Below are 14,857 nucleotides of genomic sequence, written 5' to 3' on the forward strand. Positions count from 1 at the left end.
AATAATGAATTTAACTGAGCGAACAAAATACAACATGACCCGCGGACTTATCGCGGGTATTGTTGTTGTGATTGTCGCTATTTATTATGTCAGTGAAATTCGTCCTTTTGCTTATCGCAATTATGAAACTAATTTAAATCAACTCCAACGTTACGATGCTGAATTAAATGAAGCATTGGTGCAAATTCGATTCGGTATTAAAAAATATTATAACCCTATCGATAAAGCCCTAGATGGCATGCATGATACTTTGCAAATTTTAAAAGAAGAATTAGTACAAAGTCCTAATTTCCCTATCAAACGATTAATTGCCAAAGATGTTGCTATTTTAGAAAAAGCCATTAATGACAAAGAAGAAATCAGCTTACATTTCAAGCGCATAAATCCTGTCCTCATAAATGCAATTTATCAATTCTCGATAGTGATGGCTGAAATTATTGAAAATCAAGCCAGTACCCAAGCGGTTGAAAGCTCTAGTTTACAAGAACAATATGCGCAGTTATTTAATGCGCAGTTTATGGAAAAATTGAACAATTTGTTTCGTGGTATTTTAGTTTACATTAATCAACGCAATCTAGATCGTCAGAAATATTTAATGACTTTGGTCCAAGACATTACCAAAACAATGCAAGAAATCAAAGCGAATCCTCAGAAGTTCTCTTCTTTAGATGTCGATATGGATAGACTTTCACAAGGTCTTGCTTATGCAACTAAGATTTTAGAAATACAACCCGAAATATCGAAAATTGATGAATCGTTCTTTGAAGTGCCTATTGTACCCACGATCAGCACTTTAGCTTCTGCTTATAAACTTGCTTTTGATGATTATCGGAAAATATCTTCTGCTTTTCGAATTGTTTTGTATATTTTAGTCTTCGTCTTGTTATTAGTCATCCGCTGGGCGTTTATACGTTTAGCAGAAATCAATCGACAATTAGAGCAACGTGTTGCTGATAGAACTCGAGAATTGACTGTGAAGAATGCTGATTTGAATGATGCTTTAGCAGACTTAAAAGAAGCGCAAGATCAACTCATCATGCAAGAAAAAATGGCATCTGTGGGGATGCTAACAACCGGTATTGCTCACGAAATTAAAAACCCATTAAATTTTGTCAATAATTTCTCAGATTTATCGATTGAATTAGTGGGTGAATTATCAGAAGAACTTGCGGCCAATAAAGATAAACTCAGTCAAGATGCTTTAGAATATGTTGAAGGCATTTTAAATGATTTAAAAACCAATTGCGCTAAAATCAAAGAACATGGTACGCGCGCAGATAATATCGTTAAAAATATGCTGATGCACTCTCAAGAATCGGGTGTGCAAAAAGAGATGGTCGACATAAAAGCATTACTTGATGAAAATTATCAGATTGCACTTGAAAGCTTCCGTAACACACAAGGTAAATTCGATCTGCTATTAGATAAATCATTTCCAGAAAACAAAATTAGTTTACTAGCTGTTCCTCAAGCGATAGGACGCGTATTTATCTATTTAATTGACAACGCTTTATATGCACTGCGAGAAAAGAAATTAATTGCTCCTGCTGATTACCAACCCACTCTCTCTTTAACGATTGAAGAACAAGCAGAGCAAGTAACTATAAAGCTTAGAGATAATGGTGGTGGGATCCCTAAAAAGAATATAGATAAAGTCTTTGAACCCTTCTTCACCACAAAACCAACCGGAAAAGGAAATACAGGTCTTGGTTTATCTATCTGCTATGATACAGTAGTAAAGCAACATAAAGGTGAACTACGGGTTGCCTCGGAAGAAGGTGCCTTTACTGAGTTTACGGTTGTGCTACCTATCAATGCGAGACAAACAAAAAGCTAACGTTGGTTTAATGCATGAAGAATTTTGTTACAACGCGCCTACTGCGACTGTTAACTAGCTCCTTAGTGGTTAGCCAGCTTGCAATTTTTTCAAGTTCACTCTTTGCCAGTGCTTTACCTACTGCGCAAGATGGTGAAGCAATGTCAGCTATGCCCGCTGGTGGCGGCAGCAGCGAGTATTCGCCTGAATCACGCGAATACCATTTAAAAGCCGCTTTCTTACGTTACGTTGCTAAATTTGTTGAATGGCCAGAAAGCAGCTTACCAGAGAGCACTATTAATATCTGCGTGCTGGGCCAAGTACCTTCTTTTCAAGGGCTTAACTCTATTAATGGCAAAATTGTCAGTGATCGCGCTTTAAATATTTTGAAAATTAACAAAGTGTCTGAAGCCGCTAATCATTGCCAAATCCTTTTTGTTACCAAAACAGAACAAGACAATGTTAAAAGCATTCTCACTTCCATCGAAAATAAACCGATTTTAGGTTTTGGTGATATGGATGGGTTTGCAGAAGCTGGCGGTTCAATGAACTTCTATATTGTGAATAATCGCTTAGCAATTATGACAAACTTGCCCGCAGTCGAAAAAGCAGGCTTAAAAATCAATCCTCGCATGTTACGACTCGTTACGATTGTCCCACCTATCGATCAGTCAAGCTTTGATAAAGGCCCACCGCCTGATGATAAGGTTGAAAAGATGAATTAAGCTGTCCTCCGGCGTAATCAGCCGGAGCCAGAACTGTCTGAAGTAGCTAGAACAACATGACAGTTAAGTTGATTTCTGCGTCTCATCCAAAATAATGGCTTCAACCAAGTCTTCAACCCATTTCTCACCGCGAGACAGCTTAAACTCATCAATCGATTCATGAACTGCCGCCTTGCGTACAACCAACGCAATACAAGCATAATCCAAGCCTAATTCACGAGCTAAAGCCGCTTCTGGCATTCCAGTCATACCCACCAAATGACAACCATCGCGCGCAATACGCTCAATTTCCGCCGCTGTTTCCAAGCGTGGACCTTGAGTGATAGCATAGGTTGCTTTAGCAATGACGGGAAAACTAAATTTCTCAGCATTCTGGAAGATTTGTTGCCGTAATTGTTCACTGTAAGGCTCAGTAAAATTGATATGGGTTACTTCAGATTCACCTAAGAAAGTATTTTCGCGCCCATAGGTATAATCAATTAACTGATCGGGTACAACGACATCTCCTGCGCTAAAGAAATCAGCAATACCTGCCACCGCTGCCGTCGCAATGACCGTTTGTACACCAGCATCTCTCAATGCCCAGATATTCGCGCGATAATTAATTTGATGTGGTTGCATCGGCTCTTGGCTACCGCGACGTGGCAAATAAACCACTTCTTGATCGCCTAAGATCCCATAGCTAAGAGGAGCCGATGGCTCCCCATAAGGTGTTTTAACGCTAGTGCTATGAGTAATCACTAAGTTTTTAAGGGAGGCAAAATGAGAGCCTCCGATGACAGCAATTTTATTCATCGATATTGATTTTATTCATCTTCTTCAGCGACAGCAAAAATGCCCGGCGCGTTTCGAAGATAACCCTGGTAATCCATTCCATAACCATATACATACCGGTTTTCAACAATAATCCCGGTGTAATCTGCTTTTTGCACAGCAAGGGGTGGACGTGTTACTTCTTTTTCCACTAACACCGCTGTTTTGACTGCGCGTGCACCTTGTTCTTGGCAATAATCAATAATCCCGGCCAACGTGATACCGTGATCTAAAATATCATCGACCACTAAAACCGTTCTGCCCTTCAATGATAACCGAGGCTTAACAACCCATTTTAACTGAGAGCCAACAGTTTCATCCCCATAACGCGAAGCATGGATATAATCCATTTGCAGCGGGAAATCGAGTAAGGTTAGCAATTTACCTGTTAAAACGACGCCCCCAATCAGCACACAAAGTACAATCGGATTTTCATCTTGTAGATCAGTGTGGATGGCTGTTGCCATGTTTTTTAAAGCGCGCTCAATTTGCTCTGAATTATAGAGACATTTAGCCCGTGAAGTGACACCTTTAATTTTCAACGGTGCAGTCAATTCTGCCATAACCAATGGTTTACCCTTACTGCAAAAACGTTATAGGTTATGAGTTTTTAAATAGAACTGCAAGTTTATCAGGAATGAGTTTCATAACTAGATAACTCGTTTAATACCCCTGATGCTTGCTGCCATTCTACGGATTCTGCTAACAGCGGCCAATGAGGGACCTGCCCCTGCGCTAATAAACTTTGACGTCGGTATTGCGTCATTTCATTGGGGACTTCTTTGAGTGAATCTAAAGCTTCAACCGCACCTTGGCGATAATTGCAAATTAATAAATAATCACAACCTGCATCAAGTGCACGTTCTGCCCGCTGCGCATACGTCCCCATTCCAACAGCCCCACCCATAGATAAGTCATCGCTAACAATAGCACCCTTAAAGCCTAATTGCTGGCGCAAAACAGTTTGTAGCCAATACGGTGAAAACCCAACAGGAAGGGGATCAATTTCTTGATAAACAATATGGGCAGGCATAATAGCGCTTAATCCCTGCTGAATAACCTGACTAAACGGCAGCATGTCTCTTTCAATTTCAGCTTGAGTGCTCATATCTACCGGCAATCCTAAATGAGAATCTAATGCCACTGAGCCATGCCCTGGAAAATGCTTACCCGTTGCCCTCATCCCCGCTTGAGCCATGCCTTTAATATAAGCCATCGCAAGTTTTGACACGATTTCGGGCTGGGAATGAAATGCTCTATCACCGATGATCTCACTAACCCCTTTGTCTAAATCCAATACAGGTGCAAAACTTAAATCAACACCCAGCGAGCGTACCTCTAAAGCCATTAAGTAGCCTAATTTTTCAGCCATTATTAGCACTTGAGGCAATGATGCTGCTTTGCTATCTAGCTTTTCTCCTAAAACACGTAGTTTTGGTAAGCGGGTCATCCCTTTAATAAAACGCTGGACTCGCCCTCCCTCTTGATCAACACATAGCAATAAATTAGAGCGCAATGCTTTTATTTCACGTGCTAATTGTGCTAGTTGCGCAGGACTCTCATAATTGCGGCTAAAGAATATGACCCCACCAACTAAGGGATGTTGCAGGATCTCTTTATCTTCTGGTTTTAAATTGAATCCTTCAATATCCAACAAGATGGGACCAAGCGTTGCTTTATTCATACTTCATCCTTGTATTAACACAGGGGTTTTAGGAGGTATCAGATCAAAGAGTTCGATAATATCGTCGTTATGCATTCGGATGCAGCCATGCGAAGCAGGTGTTCCTGTTATTTTTTCATCAGGACATCCATGAATGTAAATATATCGCTGCATGGTATCGCAATCTTGCAAACGGTTTTTACCCAGTTCTAAACCACTTAACCATAAAATGCGGGATAAGATCCAATCTCGATTGGGATGCATTAAAGCAAGTTCAGGGGAATAAATTTCTCCGGTAAAACGCCTACCCACAAAAACCGCTTTTTTGGGATAATTTGCACCAATTTTGGCACGGATAATATGCTGGCCACGAGGTGTTTGTTCACTACCTTTTTTCTCGCCTACCCCTTTGGCTGCGGTAGAAATCAGATAGCTTTTTAAAACTTTTTTATCCTGCAAATGGTGTAATTGCTGACTGGCCACATCAATGATTAATGTTTGCAAACCACCGCCCTCTTCGTAAAAGCTTATTGTCTCAAAATCAGCCGGTTGTGCAACTGCTCTCACAGTTCTATAGTCATCTTGTTTTTCAACAGGAGTATTTTATGAAAGTTAGTATGAGAAAATTAGGTTTTATGAGTGTGGGTCTAATGTGCAGTAGCCTTGCGATGGCATTACCTTCCCAAATTACTTTTACCAACGAAACGTCACTTTCATTAGGCACCTCTATTGCAGGATTGCCTGGTCAGGGTATTTTACCTTACACAACTAAATCAGCTTCTTATGTTATTGTGAGCATGGGCTGCTTCTATGGTAGCAGCGACCCAAAAAATTGTCCTATCCAATTCACCGATAGAAACAATGAGAACGTTCTTGTTGCTACGGTTTATATCAATCCAGAAACAGGTGAGCTTAATCAGGCTCCTGAGTTTAGTAGCTCCTATGCTGACTATGAAGCGAAAGGGTGGGAATCAAAACCGATTGACCATATCTATATTGTGAAAAAAGCAGGTAACGCAGAAGCCGCATAACAATCGCTAAAAAAAAAGCCCCTTTAAAGGGGCTTTTTTTCGTATTCAGTTCGATTAGTCAACCAATTCTTCTTCTCTGACGGAAGTGTGAACTGTCGCAGGCATTTGTACCTTACGATTTGCTAACATTTCTAACCAAGCTTTTAACTCTTCACATTGACGTTGAGCCAGTTTTGGATCTTTAAAAGTATGCGTTAACAAGAACATACCTTGAACGCTTGAGATCAGATTTAAAGATAAGCCAGGTGCTTTATCTTCTAAACCTAATGCTCTGAACTGTTCTTCAGACCATTGCAAAATATCATGCAGTAGTTTTGCAGCTAGATCGGATAATGCACCACCTTGCTTACCTAATTCTTGGCACAAGCCACCAATTGGGCAACCAAAACGAGCTGTGACTTCTAAATGTTCTAGGCTGTATTTAACTAATGTCATTAAACGAGCCAGTGGATCTGAAATTTCAGACCAAGAAGCTAAACGTTCTGACCATTCAGCTGCTCTTTTCTCGATAACAGCAATACCAATGGCTTCTTTGGTTTTGAAATAGTAATAAACATTCCCTAGCGGTACATCAGCTTCTTGAGCAATGTCAGCTAGAGTTGTTAAGTTGAAGCCTTGTTGGTGAATTAAAACCTTGGCTGCTTCGATGAGTCGTATACGTTTATCAGTTTTCCGTGGCATAACGTCCATAGTCCATTTTTTTTTAGGGATAAACTTCAATCCACTTTATTGTCGCTGATTTACATCCATCCACTTACCTACACAACTATGGTTACTGTTTGAAACCAAGTTGGTTTCAAAACAATAACCATAACCCCTTTTTGCTAAGCGCTTTGCTAACTCAACAGATTATACGAAATCATATCGCATTTGGATACCCACAATATTAGCAGAACTATCATAATCACCTGCTAATCTTGCTTGTGAAGCAAGTGTGAAAGGAGCACCAGATCGATTAGGAGCGCTTTCATCAATTGTCGCATCTTTGAAGAATAAGTGAGCATAGCCTACATCAAAGCGCCAGCATTTATTCAATGTATAAGCAGCACCGATTGCAACCCAAGTACGGTCTTCATCAGGAATACGCGCAGTTCGGGTTTGATCTTGTGTTGGTGTTTCATCAAATGCCAAGCCTGCTTTGAACGACCAACAGTTGTTCAAAGTATAAATACCACCTAACGCAAAACGCCAAGTATCTTTGAACTGTTCAATCGTTGTGGTGTCAAGACCCGTTGCTGAACCCGGTGTAAAGCGTAAGCTTAACGCATCAAACCGACTCCAGTTTGTCCAAGCAACATCAGCAGTTAACGCGATTTTCTCGTTCAACTCATGATAGCCACTTACGGTGATTGATTCTGGTAAAACGACTCGTGCTGAGACTTCTTGTAAAGTCATTGTTGCACCAGCAAAAGGTGTTCCCGGAACGAATGGGGGAAGGATTTCGCTAGGGCCGTCAGCATGTACGTTAATTTTAGAGCGGTAGTTTAAACCAACGCGCGTTGTATCACGCCATTCGTATAAAATACCTGCGTGCCAACCATAACCCCAACCTTGAGCATTGTTCTTTTGGAAGCCGTCAGCAACGGGATTACCGGTACCAACACGAGCTTCTAATTTTGCTTTAACCCAGGTAGCATCAGGGCCTGCACCGATCGAAATACAGCGCCATGGCTGATAAGAAATACTTGGGCTGAAGTTTAAGGTTATTACTTCTGACTTGGTTGCCATGTAACGAGCAATGCCATCACGATCATAGTCAGATTTTAAGCCAAAAGGTGATGTCACGCTGAAGCCAAACACCCAATTATCGTCGATACGCGCTCCTAGATGGAAGTTAGGAACTGGTACAACAGTGCCTGGATCGTCAGATTGACTGCCAGGTACGGGTGTTGCTGGTAATAAAGAAACGTTGGAGCTTCTAGCATCGAAATCAAAGTCACCTTGAATGACATTCACACCCAAAACGACTTGATTTTTTTCAATGCGAGATAATGCTGCCGCGTTATAAAAGTTTGTGCTCACATCTTCGCCTAAAGCAGCGGTACCACTATAGGCAAGGCCTAAGTTGGTAACGTTGTTTTCTAAAAGCGCGAAGCCTGACGCAAACACTTGGCTTGATAAACAGCACAGTACCAAGCTTGAAGTGATATTTTTAATTGTTGATTTCATGGTTGAAGGATCCCAGTTCCTGGCCACTTTATTTACTCCCTTAACTAAAAGAAAAGCGCTAAGCTATTAGCCCAATACATTAGTGTACAATGGTTTTGATAATCAACTCATGCACCATGGCTCTGGTTCATACTTTACCGAGATACCTGCCACATGTGAATGCCCTACGTTAAATTAAATAAATCTTTTCGAAATTTTTTACTAGGTGGTTGACGCCCCATCCAGGATTTCAAAACCAAGTTATAAATCTCAGTATCTTTAATCACAACATTAACGGTACCACGAAGGATAATCCGCATTCCAACTTTAGGAATGTAATCCAGTATCACGATATCTCCTTCACGTAAAGGGCGATCAAAAATTTTAAGAAGCTGACTAATGTTAATTTGCTCGCGCTGCACCATTTGTGGTGAGTTGTTTTCCTCAATGGCAGATTCTAACTGCTCACGAAAATGATCGTTGCTTCGCAAAAAATAAAACACCATCCGCTTAGGCCCCATATCGGCTAAAGCGGCTTTAGCATCTAAAACGGTATTTTGTGAATAAAAGGCACCGATGTAGTCATCTTCAAAAAAATGTTTACTAAGCGCCACGCCTCGCAACGTTAATGTTTCATTCGACTCTTCCATGACGACAGTCAATGGAATAGAACGCCCATAGAATTCCTTGTTTTCAGCAAAGCTGATTGCAGGTAGGCAACATAACAAAACAAATACAATAAATCGTTTTAATAAATAATGCATGTAACACCGGAAGATTAACTTAGCGTGCTGCTAATGCTACGCGAAGAGGGGGAGCAAAGCCATTACACGACAGGGAAGATTAGAGTGTATAAAGTTAGTTGAAAGCAAAGGGGGAAGTAAGTGCATACTCGAACCAGTTTGCTTTCAGGCTAGGCGCCGAGCTCTAGAATAAAAGGAGTGTATGCAAAATACATGACTTTTGTTCGAGAGTGACGGCAACAACGCATCAAAGCAAACTGGAAAGAGTATTAAAGGATCTCGAATATGCCAGCGGCACCCATCCCAGTCCCTATACACATGGTGACCATGCCATAGCGTATGCCTTTTGCTTTGGCGCCATAAATTAATTTAGTGCTTAAAATAGCACCGGTGGCGCCTAAGGGATGACCTAAGGCAATAGCTCCCCCTTGCGGGTTTACTTTGTCGATAGGCAAATTCAGTGTTTTGATAACGGCTAAGCTTTGTGCGGCAAAGGCTTCGTTGAGTTCAAACCAACTGATATCGGATAAATTGAGATTGGTTTGCTTTAATACTTTAGGTATCGCTTCGATAGGACCAATACCCATATATTCAGGTTCGACCCCTGCCGTTGAAAACCCACAAAAACGAGCCAAAGGTTTTAAATGATATTGTGAAACCATGCGCTCACTGACAACCATCAAGGCAGCAGCACCATCACTCATTTGTGAGCTATTACCCGCCGTCACAGAGCCATTCATTGCAAATGCTGGACGCAATTTTGCCAGCGCTTCTAATGTTGTGTCTGCTCGAGGACCTTGATCTTGTGTGATGACTTTTCGTTCAGTCACAATTTCAAAATGATTTAGGTTGGGTAGTGCTTGAGTAACGGTAGTGGGAACAATTTGCTCAGCAAAAGCATTTTCTTGTTGCGCTTTTAATGCTTTTTGATGGCTGTTGAAGGCAAATTCATCTTGCGCTTCTCTTGATATTTGCCATTTTTTAGCGACTTTTTCTGCGGTAATTCCCATTCCATAAGCAATACCTTGGTGTTCTTTTTCTTCAACATAACGCGGATTAGCAGAAAAAGAATAGCCGCCTAAAGGCACGGCACTCATCGATTCTACACCGCCAGCAATAACCACATCAGCCATACCCAGCATAATCGTATTGGCAGCAGTACTAATCGTTTGCAATCCAGAGGAGCAAAATCGATTGACGGTTTGTGCAGGCGTATTAATAGGCAAACCTGCCAATAAAGTTGCAATTCTTGCAACATTCATCCCCTGCTCAGCTTCAGGCATTGCACAACCAATCACCACATCATCAATGAGTTCTTTGTGAAGTTCAGGCACTCTTGCATAGGTTGCCTTGAGCACCTCACTTAACAAATCATCGGGACGTGTCTTGGCAAATTGTCCTTTTGCTTTGCCAACCGCAGTACGTGTGGCAGCGACGATATAAGCATCTTGAATTTGACGGCTCATTGCTATTCCTTCTAGTTTCGCAGAGGTTTCCCATTTTCGAGCATATATTTGATCCGATCGATGGTCTTAGCCGTTTGTGCTAATTCCATAATGGCATTCAATTCAAGTCTTAACAGCCATTTTTCATCTACCATTGAAAAGGCATCGACCTTCCCACCACAGATCACTTCTGCTATCTTGGAACCAATTAAGAAATCATGTTCACTAATAAATTCACCTTCTCGCATATTGATGAGCCATGTCATCAAATTAGCAATGCCGGGCTTTCCTAGCACAGGGAATAAATAAGGCAGCGGTGCATGATAACCACTATCAGCTAATGCTTGTGCTTGTTTTTTCGCGACAAACAATAATTCTTCATTATTCATCACAACATTATCAGTGGTTTGTAAATAGTTAAGCTTCTTTGCATCTAAACCACTGGTTGAGACTTTCGCCATCGCTATTTGTTCAAAATAGACTTTTAATTGATTAAAGTGGCCACCTGGTAATGTGCACTTTGCAGCCCGCATGGCTAACTCTTTGGTCCCACCACCTGCTGGTAGGATCCCCACACCAACTTCAACTAAACCAATGTAAGTTTCAAATGCAGCAACAATTTTGGAGGTATGCATGGAGAGTTCACAAGCCCCTCCTAACGTCATTCCACGGATTGCAGCGACGGTTGGAATAGCTGCATAACGCAATTTAAGAGCAGTTTCGTGAAATGCGGTCACTGTCTTTTCGACTTTATCACTACTTTTGGTTTGCAAGGCTTCATTGACGATTTTCAGATTTGCACCAAAACTAAAATCGGCCCCATCACGCTGCCACAACACTAAAGCATCAAAATCTTTTTCTGCCCTAGCAATCGCTTCTTGAATGCCTGCCAAAACATCAACACAGATAGTATGTTTTTTGGTTTTAAAACTCACAATGGCAATATTGTCGTTCTGTGTCCACATGCGAATGGCATCGGTTTCAAAAACTGTTTTGCCTTCATCAGCGGTTTCCGTTAAAACCAACTCAGGGAAGAGTTGTCTTTGATAAACAGGTAATCCTTCTCTGGGCAAATAGACATCTTTAGCGGGAGCATAAGCTTTACCTTGTAGATAAGCCCCATTAAAATCTAATTCAGTTGCCCAGGCTGGTAATGGCTGTTTACTTAACGCTTTACCTGCTGTAATGTCTTGCGAAATTAATTTTGCGATTTTATGCCAATCACCTGATTGCCAAGTTTCAAACAAACCTTGCTGCCAGCCATATCCCCAGCGCATACACAAATCAAGATCGCGCGTGGTTTGTGCAATAGCTTCAAGATGATAGGCACTATAATGAAAGTGATCACGAAAGATCCGCCAAATAAATTGCGCTTGCGGGTGTTCAGACTTATGTAATGCAGCAAAGCGTTCTACAGGATTTTTTAAAGTCAAAATAGCTAAGATTTGTGGATCAATGGTGCTATCAGCTGCTCGGTAATTTCCTTCATGAAAATCATAAACAACAATACCGGTTTTTTCTTTTTTATAGATCCCAGCTTGCGCCTTTTGCCCTAAAGCACCTCGTTCAATTAATTGCAAAATCCAATCAGGCAATTGAAATAGATGATTCCAAGGATCATCCGTTAAATGTTGTTTTAAGGTTTGTACCACATGATTCATGGTATCTAGACCAACAACATCCATGGTACGAAATGTTGCACTTTTGGGACGACCAATTAGTGGTCCTGTTAAACCATCCACTTTATCAGGGGACAATTTTAATTCGCGGCTGTGGTGAAGTGCTGCCAACATGCCAAACACACCAATACGATTGGCAATAAAATTAGGGGTATCTTTTGCGTAAACGACCCCCTTTCCTAAATAAGTGACCAAGAAAGTTTCTAGTTCACTTAACAACGTTTCATCAGTCTTTTCGTGCGGAATGAGTTCAACCAACTTCATATAACGAGGTGGATTGAAAAAATGAATACCACAAAAACGAGGTTTGAGCTCGTGGGGTAATTGTTCTGCTAATTCTTGAATACTCAAGCCTGAAGTATTACTGGCAAAGATAGCATTTTTGGCAAGATGAGGACTGATTGTCTGATATAGCCTTTGTTTATAGTCTAATCTTTCAGCAATTGCTTCTATCACCAAATCGCAACTACCCAATAACGCTAGATCACTATCGTAATTGGCGGGTGTAATCAGTGCTTGCATCCCACTCGTTGCCAAGGGATCGGGTTTCAGCTTCGTTAATGACTGCAATGCAGAATTGATAATCGCATTTTTATTACCACTTTGAGCAGGTAAATCATAAAGAATTGTTGGTATTCCTGCACTTGTTAAATGGGCAGCTATTTGCGCTCCCATGACACCTGCACCCAATACCGCAGCTTTTCGAATAATCAATCTAGATTCATTGACCACTGGAAGCTCCTTCTTGCAATTTACCTGAAGCCCATCCTTGATCAGGTGTAAAACGGTCACCATATCGTGTTTTGAATGTTTGTAATAAATCAATCACATTCTCATTTCCTTGTGCTTGGGAATGAATATAATGAATGGGGCCGCCTCTAAAAGGAGGAAAACCGATTCCAAAAATGCAACCTGCATCTAATAGATCAGCATTTTCAACAATGCCTTCACGTAAGCAAGCAACGGATTCGTTGAGTAACCGTAATATTAATCGATTGCTAATGTCTTCAGAAACGGTTGCCGTTGTTTTAGGCTTAACCACTTTACCATTTTTATAGGTATAAAAACCTTTACCGGTTTTACGTCCTAATTCACCCCGCGCTACATATTCTTGAAGCTTAGCTGGTACTTTAGCGCCTAATACACCCGAAAGTTCTTGGATTGCAGCTAAGCAAATATCTAAACCAACCGTATCAGCTAGTTCAATTGGCCCCATTGGCATACCATAATCAACTGCTGCCTTATCAATCGCAGGGCCTGAAATACCTTCTTCTAATAAAGTCACTGCTTCTAGCATATAAGGCATTAAAATACGATTAACTAAAAAGCCAGGTGAGCTTTTTACAGGTAACGGTAATTTATCAATCTTTTTGACAAATGCCATTGCTTTATCAATGAATTGTTTGTGAGTATTAGGAGCATGCACTACTTCAACTAGCGGCATTTTAGCAACGGGATTAAAGAAATGAATGCCAACTAAACGATTAGGATCTTTTAAAACACTCCCAATTTCTTCTAAAGGAATCGTTGAAGTATTGGTTGCTAAAATCGCATCGGGTTTCGCTTGCTTCTCTAATTCACTAAACAAGCCTTGTTTTGCAGTGAGTTTTTCAGTAATTGCTTCGATGATAACATCAGCATGGGGGATCCCATAACCTTTGGGATCAGGTTGTAATCTGTCCATCATCGCTTCAATTAAATATTTCTCTTTTAATTGTTTCGTGGCTAATTCATTGGCTCGTTTTATTGCATTGCCAATCAATTTGGGCGCTTGATCTTGTAAAGTGACCGTCATCCCCCGCAAAGCACACCAAGCAGCAATATCGCCTCCCATAACCCCAGCACCTATCACATGGACATGTTTAGGCTTGAAATCAGATGCTTTAGCAAGATTCTTTAATTGATCTTGTAAGAAGAATACTCTCACCAAATTACGAGCGGTATCAGAGACTAATAGTTTTCCAATGGAAATGGCTTCTTGTTCCATTGCCACTTTATGCTTAGTATCATACTTAACCCAATTATCAACCACACGATAAGGCGAAGGATAATGTTTTTCGCTAATTTTCTGATCTAATTGTCTCTTAAATACTTTTCCTAAGGCTAAACGTGCAGGCAGTGTTTCAAGCAATTGATTGGTAGAAAAAGAACTTTTACGACGTTCTTTGCGATTTGCGTACTCTCTTGCTGCTTTTTCTATAACACGTTTAGGTAATGCTTCATCAACCACACCCAATTTCTTGGCCGTTTTCGCTGATAAATTACGTCCCGTTAAAATGATATCCATCGCTTTTAAAGGACCCACCAGCGCTGGCAAACGAACTGTTCCACCCCATCCTGGATGTATTCCTAATTTAACTTCAGGTAAGCCAAGCTTCGTTTTGGTGGAATCTTCTGCTAAACGATAGCGACAGGCTAAAGCTAATTCTAAGCCACCCCCCAAGCAAAATCCTTCAATGACTGCTATTGTGGTGATAGGTAAAGCAGCCAATTTATCAAATACTGCTTGGCCTTGGCGAATCAAGGCAGTTGCTTCTTCTGCTGTTTTTAAGGTTTTAAATTGCGAAATATCTGCCCCAACAATAAAACCCGTTTTCTTTGCGGAACGAATAATCACGGCTTTTGCAGAGGTATTAGCAAGATTATTCAAAATATCATCTAATTCACGAATGGTTGCTTCATTCAAGCTATTCGTGCTGCTATCTTTTCTATCAAATAATAACCAAAGAATATTGTCTTCATCTTGTGTTAAAGACCAATGCTCGTATTTTTTTAACCCTTGATCATTTGTCAT

The 14,857-nt window shown here is 40.8% G+C and carries 13 protein-coding genes; 3 read left to right on the forward strand and 10 right to left on the reverse strand.

The window, feature by feature from the left end; translation table 11 throughout:
- Nucleotides 1-4: 4 nt before the first annotated feature.
- Both HT99x_RS10285 and HT99x_RS10290 read left to right on the forward strand, forming a co-directional pair.
- The gene (locus HT99x_RS10285) at nt 5-1,837 is read left to right on the forward strand and encodes a DAHL domain-containing protein (RefSeq protein ID WP_075065000.1); all 1,833 of its coding nucleotides are present in this window, start codon (nt 5-7) and stop codon (nt 1,835-1,837) included.
- 14 nt (nt 1,838-1,851) lie between these two features.
- The gene (locus HT99x_RS10290) at nt 1,852-2,541 is read left to right on the forward strand and encodes a YfiR/HmsC family protein (RefSeq protein WP_075064999.1); all 690 of its coding nucleotides are present in this window, start codon (nt 1,852-1,854) and stop codon (nt 2,539-2,541) included.
- 63 nt (nt 2,542-2,604) lie between these two features.
- On the opposite strand, the gene HT99x_RS10295 is transcribed toward HT99x_RS10290, so the two are convergent.
- From HT99x_RS10295 to HT99x_RS10310, 4 genes are all read right to left on the reverse strand, one after another.
- Nucleotides 2,605-3,342: an S-methyl-5'-thioinosine phosphorylase gene (locus HT99x_RS10295; protein ID WP_075064998.1), complete on the reverse strand. Its 738-nt coding sequence runs from the start codon at nt 3,340-3,342 to the stop codon at nt 2,605-2,607.
- 5 nt (nt 3,343-3,347) lie between these two features.
- A complete protein-coding gene (locus tag HT99x_RS10300; protein ID WP_075065080.1) occupies nt 3,348-3,908 on the reverse strand; it encodes a hypoxanthine-guanine phosphoribosyltransferase in 561 nt (186 codons plus the stop codon).
- Nucleotides 3,909-3,985: 77 nt separating this feature from the next.
- Nucleotides 3,986-5,038, reverse strand: coding sequence for a beta-N-acetylhexosaminidase (gene nagZ / locus HT99x_RS10305; protein WP_075064997.1), 1,053 nt, complete (start codon nt 5,036-5,038; stop codon nt 3,986-3,988).
- A gap of 3 nt (nt 5,039-5,041) precedes the next feature.
- Nucleotides 5,042-5,509, reverse strand: a complete 468-nt coding sequence (locus tag HT99x_RS10310) for a L,D-transpeptidase family protein (RefSeq protein ID WP_445971446.1) — start codon at nt 5,507-5,509, stop codon at nt 5,042-5,044.
- Nucleotides 5,510-5,622: 113 nt separating this feature from the next.
- Between HT99x_RS10310 and HT99x_RS10315 the strand changes: the two genes are divergently transcribed.
- Nucleotides 5,623-6,048, forward strand: a complete 426-nt coding sequence (locus HT99x_RS10315; protein ID WP_075064996.1) for a hypothetical protein — start codon at nt 5,623-5,625, stop codon at nt 6,046-6,048.
- 54 nt (nt 6,049-6,102) lie between these two features.
- Here the strand turns inward: HT99x_RS10315 and HT99x_RS10320 are convergent, their stop codons facing one another.
- The 6 genes from HT99x_RS10320 to HT99x_RS10345 all read right to left on the reverse strand — a co-directional run bounded on the left by HT99x_RS10320 (nt 6,103) and on the right by HT99x_RS10345 (nt 14,857).
- Nucleotides 6,103-6,729, reverse strand: a complete 627-nt coding sequence (locus HT99x_RS10320) for a TetR family transcriptional regulator (protein WP_158003341.1) — start codon at nt 6,727-6,729, stop codon at nt 6,103-6,105.
- 168 nt (nt 6,730-6,897) lie between these two features.
- Nucleotides 6,898-8,217 carry an OmpP1/FadL family transporter gene (locus HT99x_RS10325; protein WP_139016550.1) on the reverse strand — a complete coding sequence of 440 codons (1,320 nt, stop codon included), beginning with the start codon at nt 8,215-8,217 and terminating at the stop codon, nt 6,898-6,900.
- A 164-nt stretch (nt 8,218-8,381) separates the two neighbouring features.
- On the reverse strand, nt 8,382-8,960 hold the full coding sequence (locus tag HT99x_RS10330; protein WP_075064993.1) for a chalcone isomerase family protein: 579 nt from the start codon (nt 8,958-8,960) through the stop codon (nt 8,382-8,384).
- A gap of 248 nt (nt 8,961-9,208) precedes the next feature.
- Nucleotides 9,209-10,405, reverse strand: coding sequence for an acetyl-CoA C-acyltransferase (locus HT99x_RS10335; RefSeq protein WP_075064992.1), 1,197 nt, complete (start codon nt 10,403-10,405; stop codon nt 9,209-9,211).
- 11 nt (nt 10,406-10,416) lie between these two features.
- Entirely contained in the window at nt 10,417-12,795 is a 2,379-nt protein-coding gene (locus tag HT99x_RS10340) for a 3-hydroxyacyl-CoA dehydrogenase NAD-binding domain-containing protein (protein ID WP_075064991.1), read from the reverse strand.
- The gene (locus HT99x_RS10345) at nt 12,785-14,857 is read right to left on the reverse strand and encodes a 3-hydroxyacyl-CoA dehydrogenase NAD-binding domain-containing protein (protein ID WP_075064990.1); all 2,073 of its coding nucleotides are present in this window, start codon (nt 14,855-14,857) and stop codon (nt 12,785-12,787) included. Before HT99x_RS10345 ends, HT99x_RS10340 begins: the two co-directional genes overlap by 11 nt.

This window comes from Candidatus Berkiella aquae (genome assembly GCF_001431295.2).
GTDB classification, from domain to species: domain Bacteria; phylum Pseudomonadota; class Gammaproteobacteria; order Berkiellales; family Berkiellaceae; genus Berkiella; species Berkiella aquae.

Excerpts from the sequence above, each read along its gene's own strand:
- HT99x_RS10285 (WP_075065000.1), top strand. The coding sequence starts at position 5 with ATGAATTTAACTGAGCGAACAAAATACAACATGACCCGCGGACTTATC.
- HT99x_RS10290 (WP_075064999.1), top strand. The coding sequence starts at position 1,852 with ATGAAGAATTTTGTTACAACGCGCCTACTGCGACTGTTAACTAGCTCC.
- nagZ (WP_075064997.1), bottom strand. The coding sequence starts at position 5,038 with ATGAATAAAGCAACGCTTGGTCCCATCTTGTTGGATATTGAAGGATTC.
- HT99x_RS10315 (WP_075064996.1), top strand. The coding sequence starts at position 5,623 with ATGAAAGTTAGTATGAGAAAATTAGGTTTTATGAGTGTGGGTCTAATG.
- HT99x_RS10320 (WP_158003341.1), bottom strand. The coding sequence starts at position 6,729 with ATGCCACGGAAAACTGATAAACGTATACGACTCATCGAAGCAGCCAAG.
- HT99x_RS10325 (WP_139016550.1), bottom strand. The coding sequence starts at position 8,217 with ATGAAATCAACAATTAAAAATATCACTTCAAGCTTGGTACTGTGCTGT.
- HT99x_RS10330 (WP_075064993.1), bottom strand. The coding sequence starts at position 8,960 with ATGCATTATTTATTAAAACGATTTATTGTATTTGTTTTGTTATGTTGC.
- HT99x_RS10335 (WP_075064992.1), bottom strand. The coding sequence starts at position 10,405 with ATGAGCCGTCAAATTCAAGATGCTTATATCGTCGCTGCCACACGTACT.
- HT99x_RS10345 (WP_075064990.1), bottom strand. The coding sequence starts at position 14,857 with ATGACAAATGATCAAGGGTTAAAAAAATACGAGCATTGGTCTTTAACA.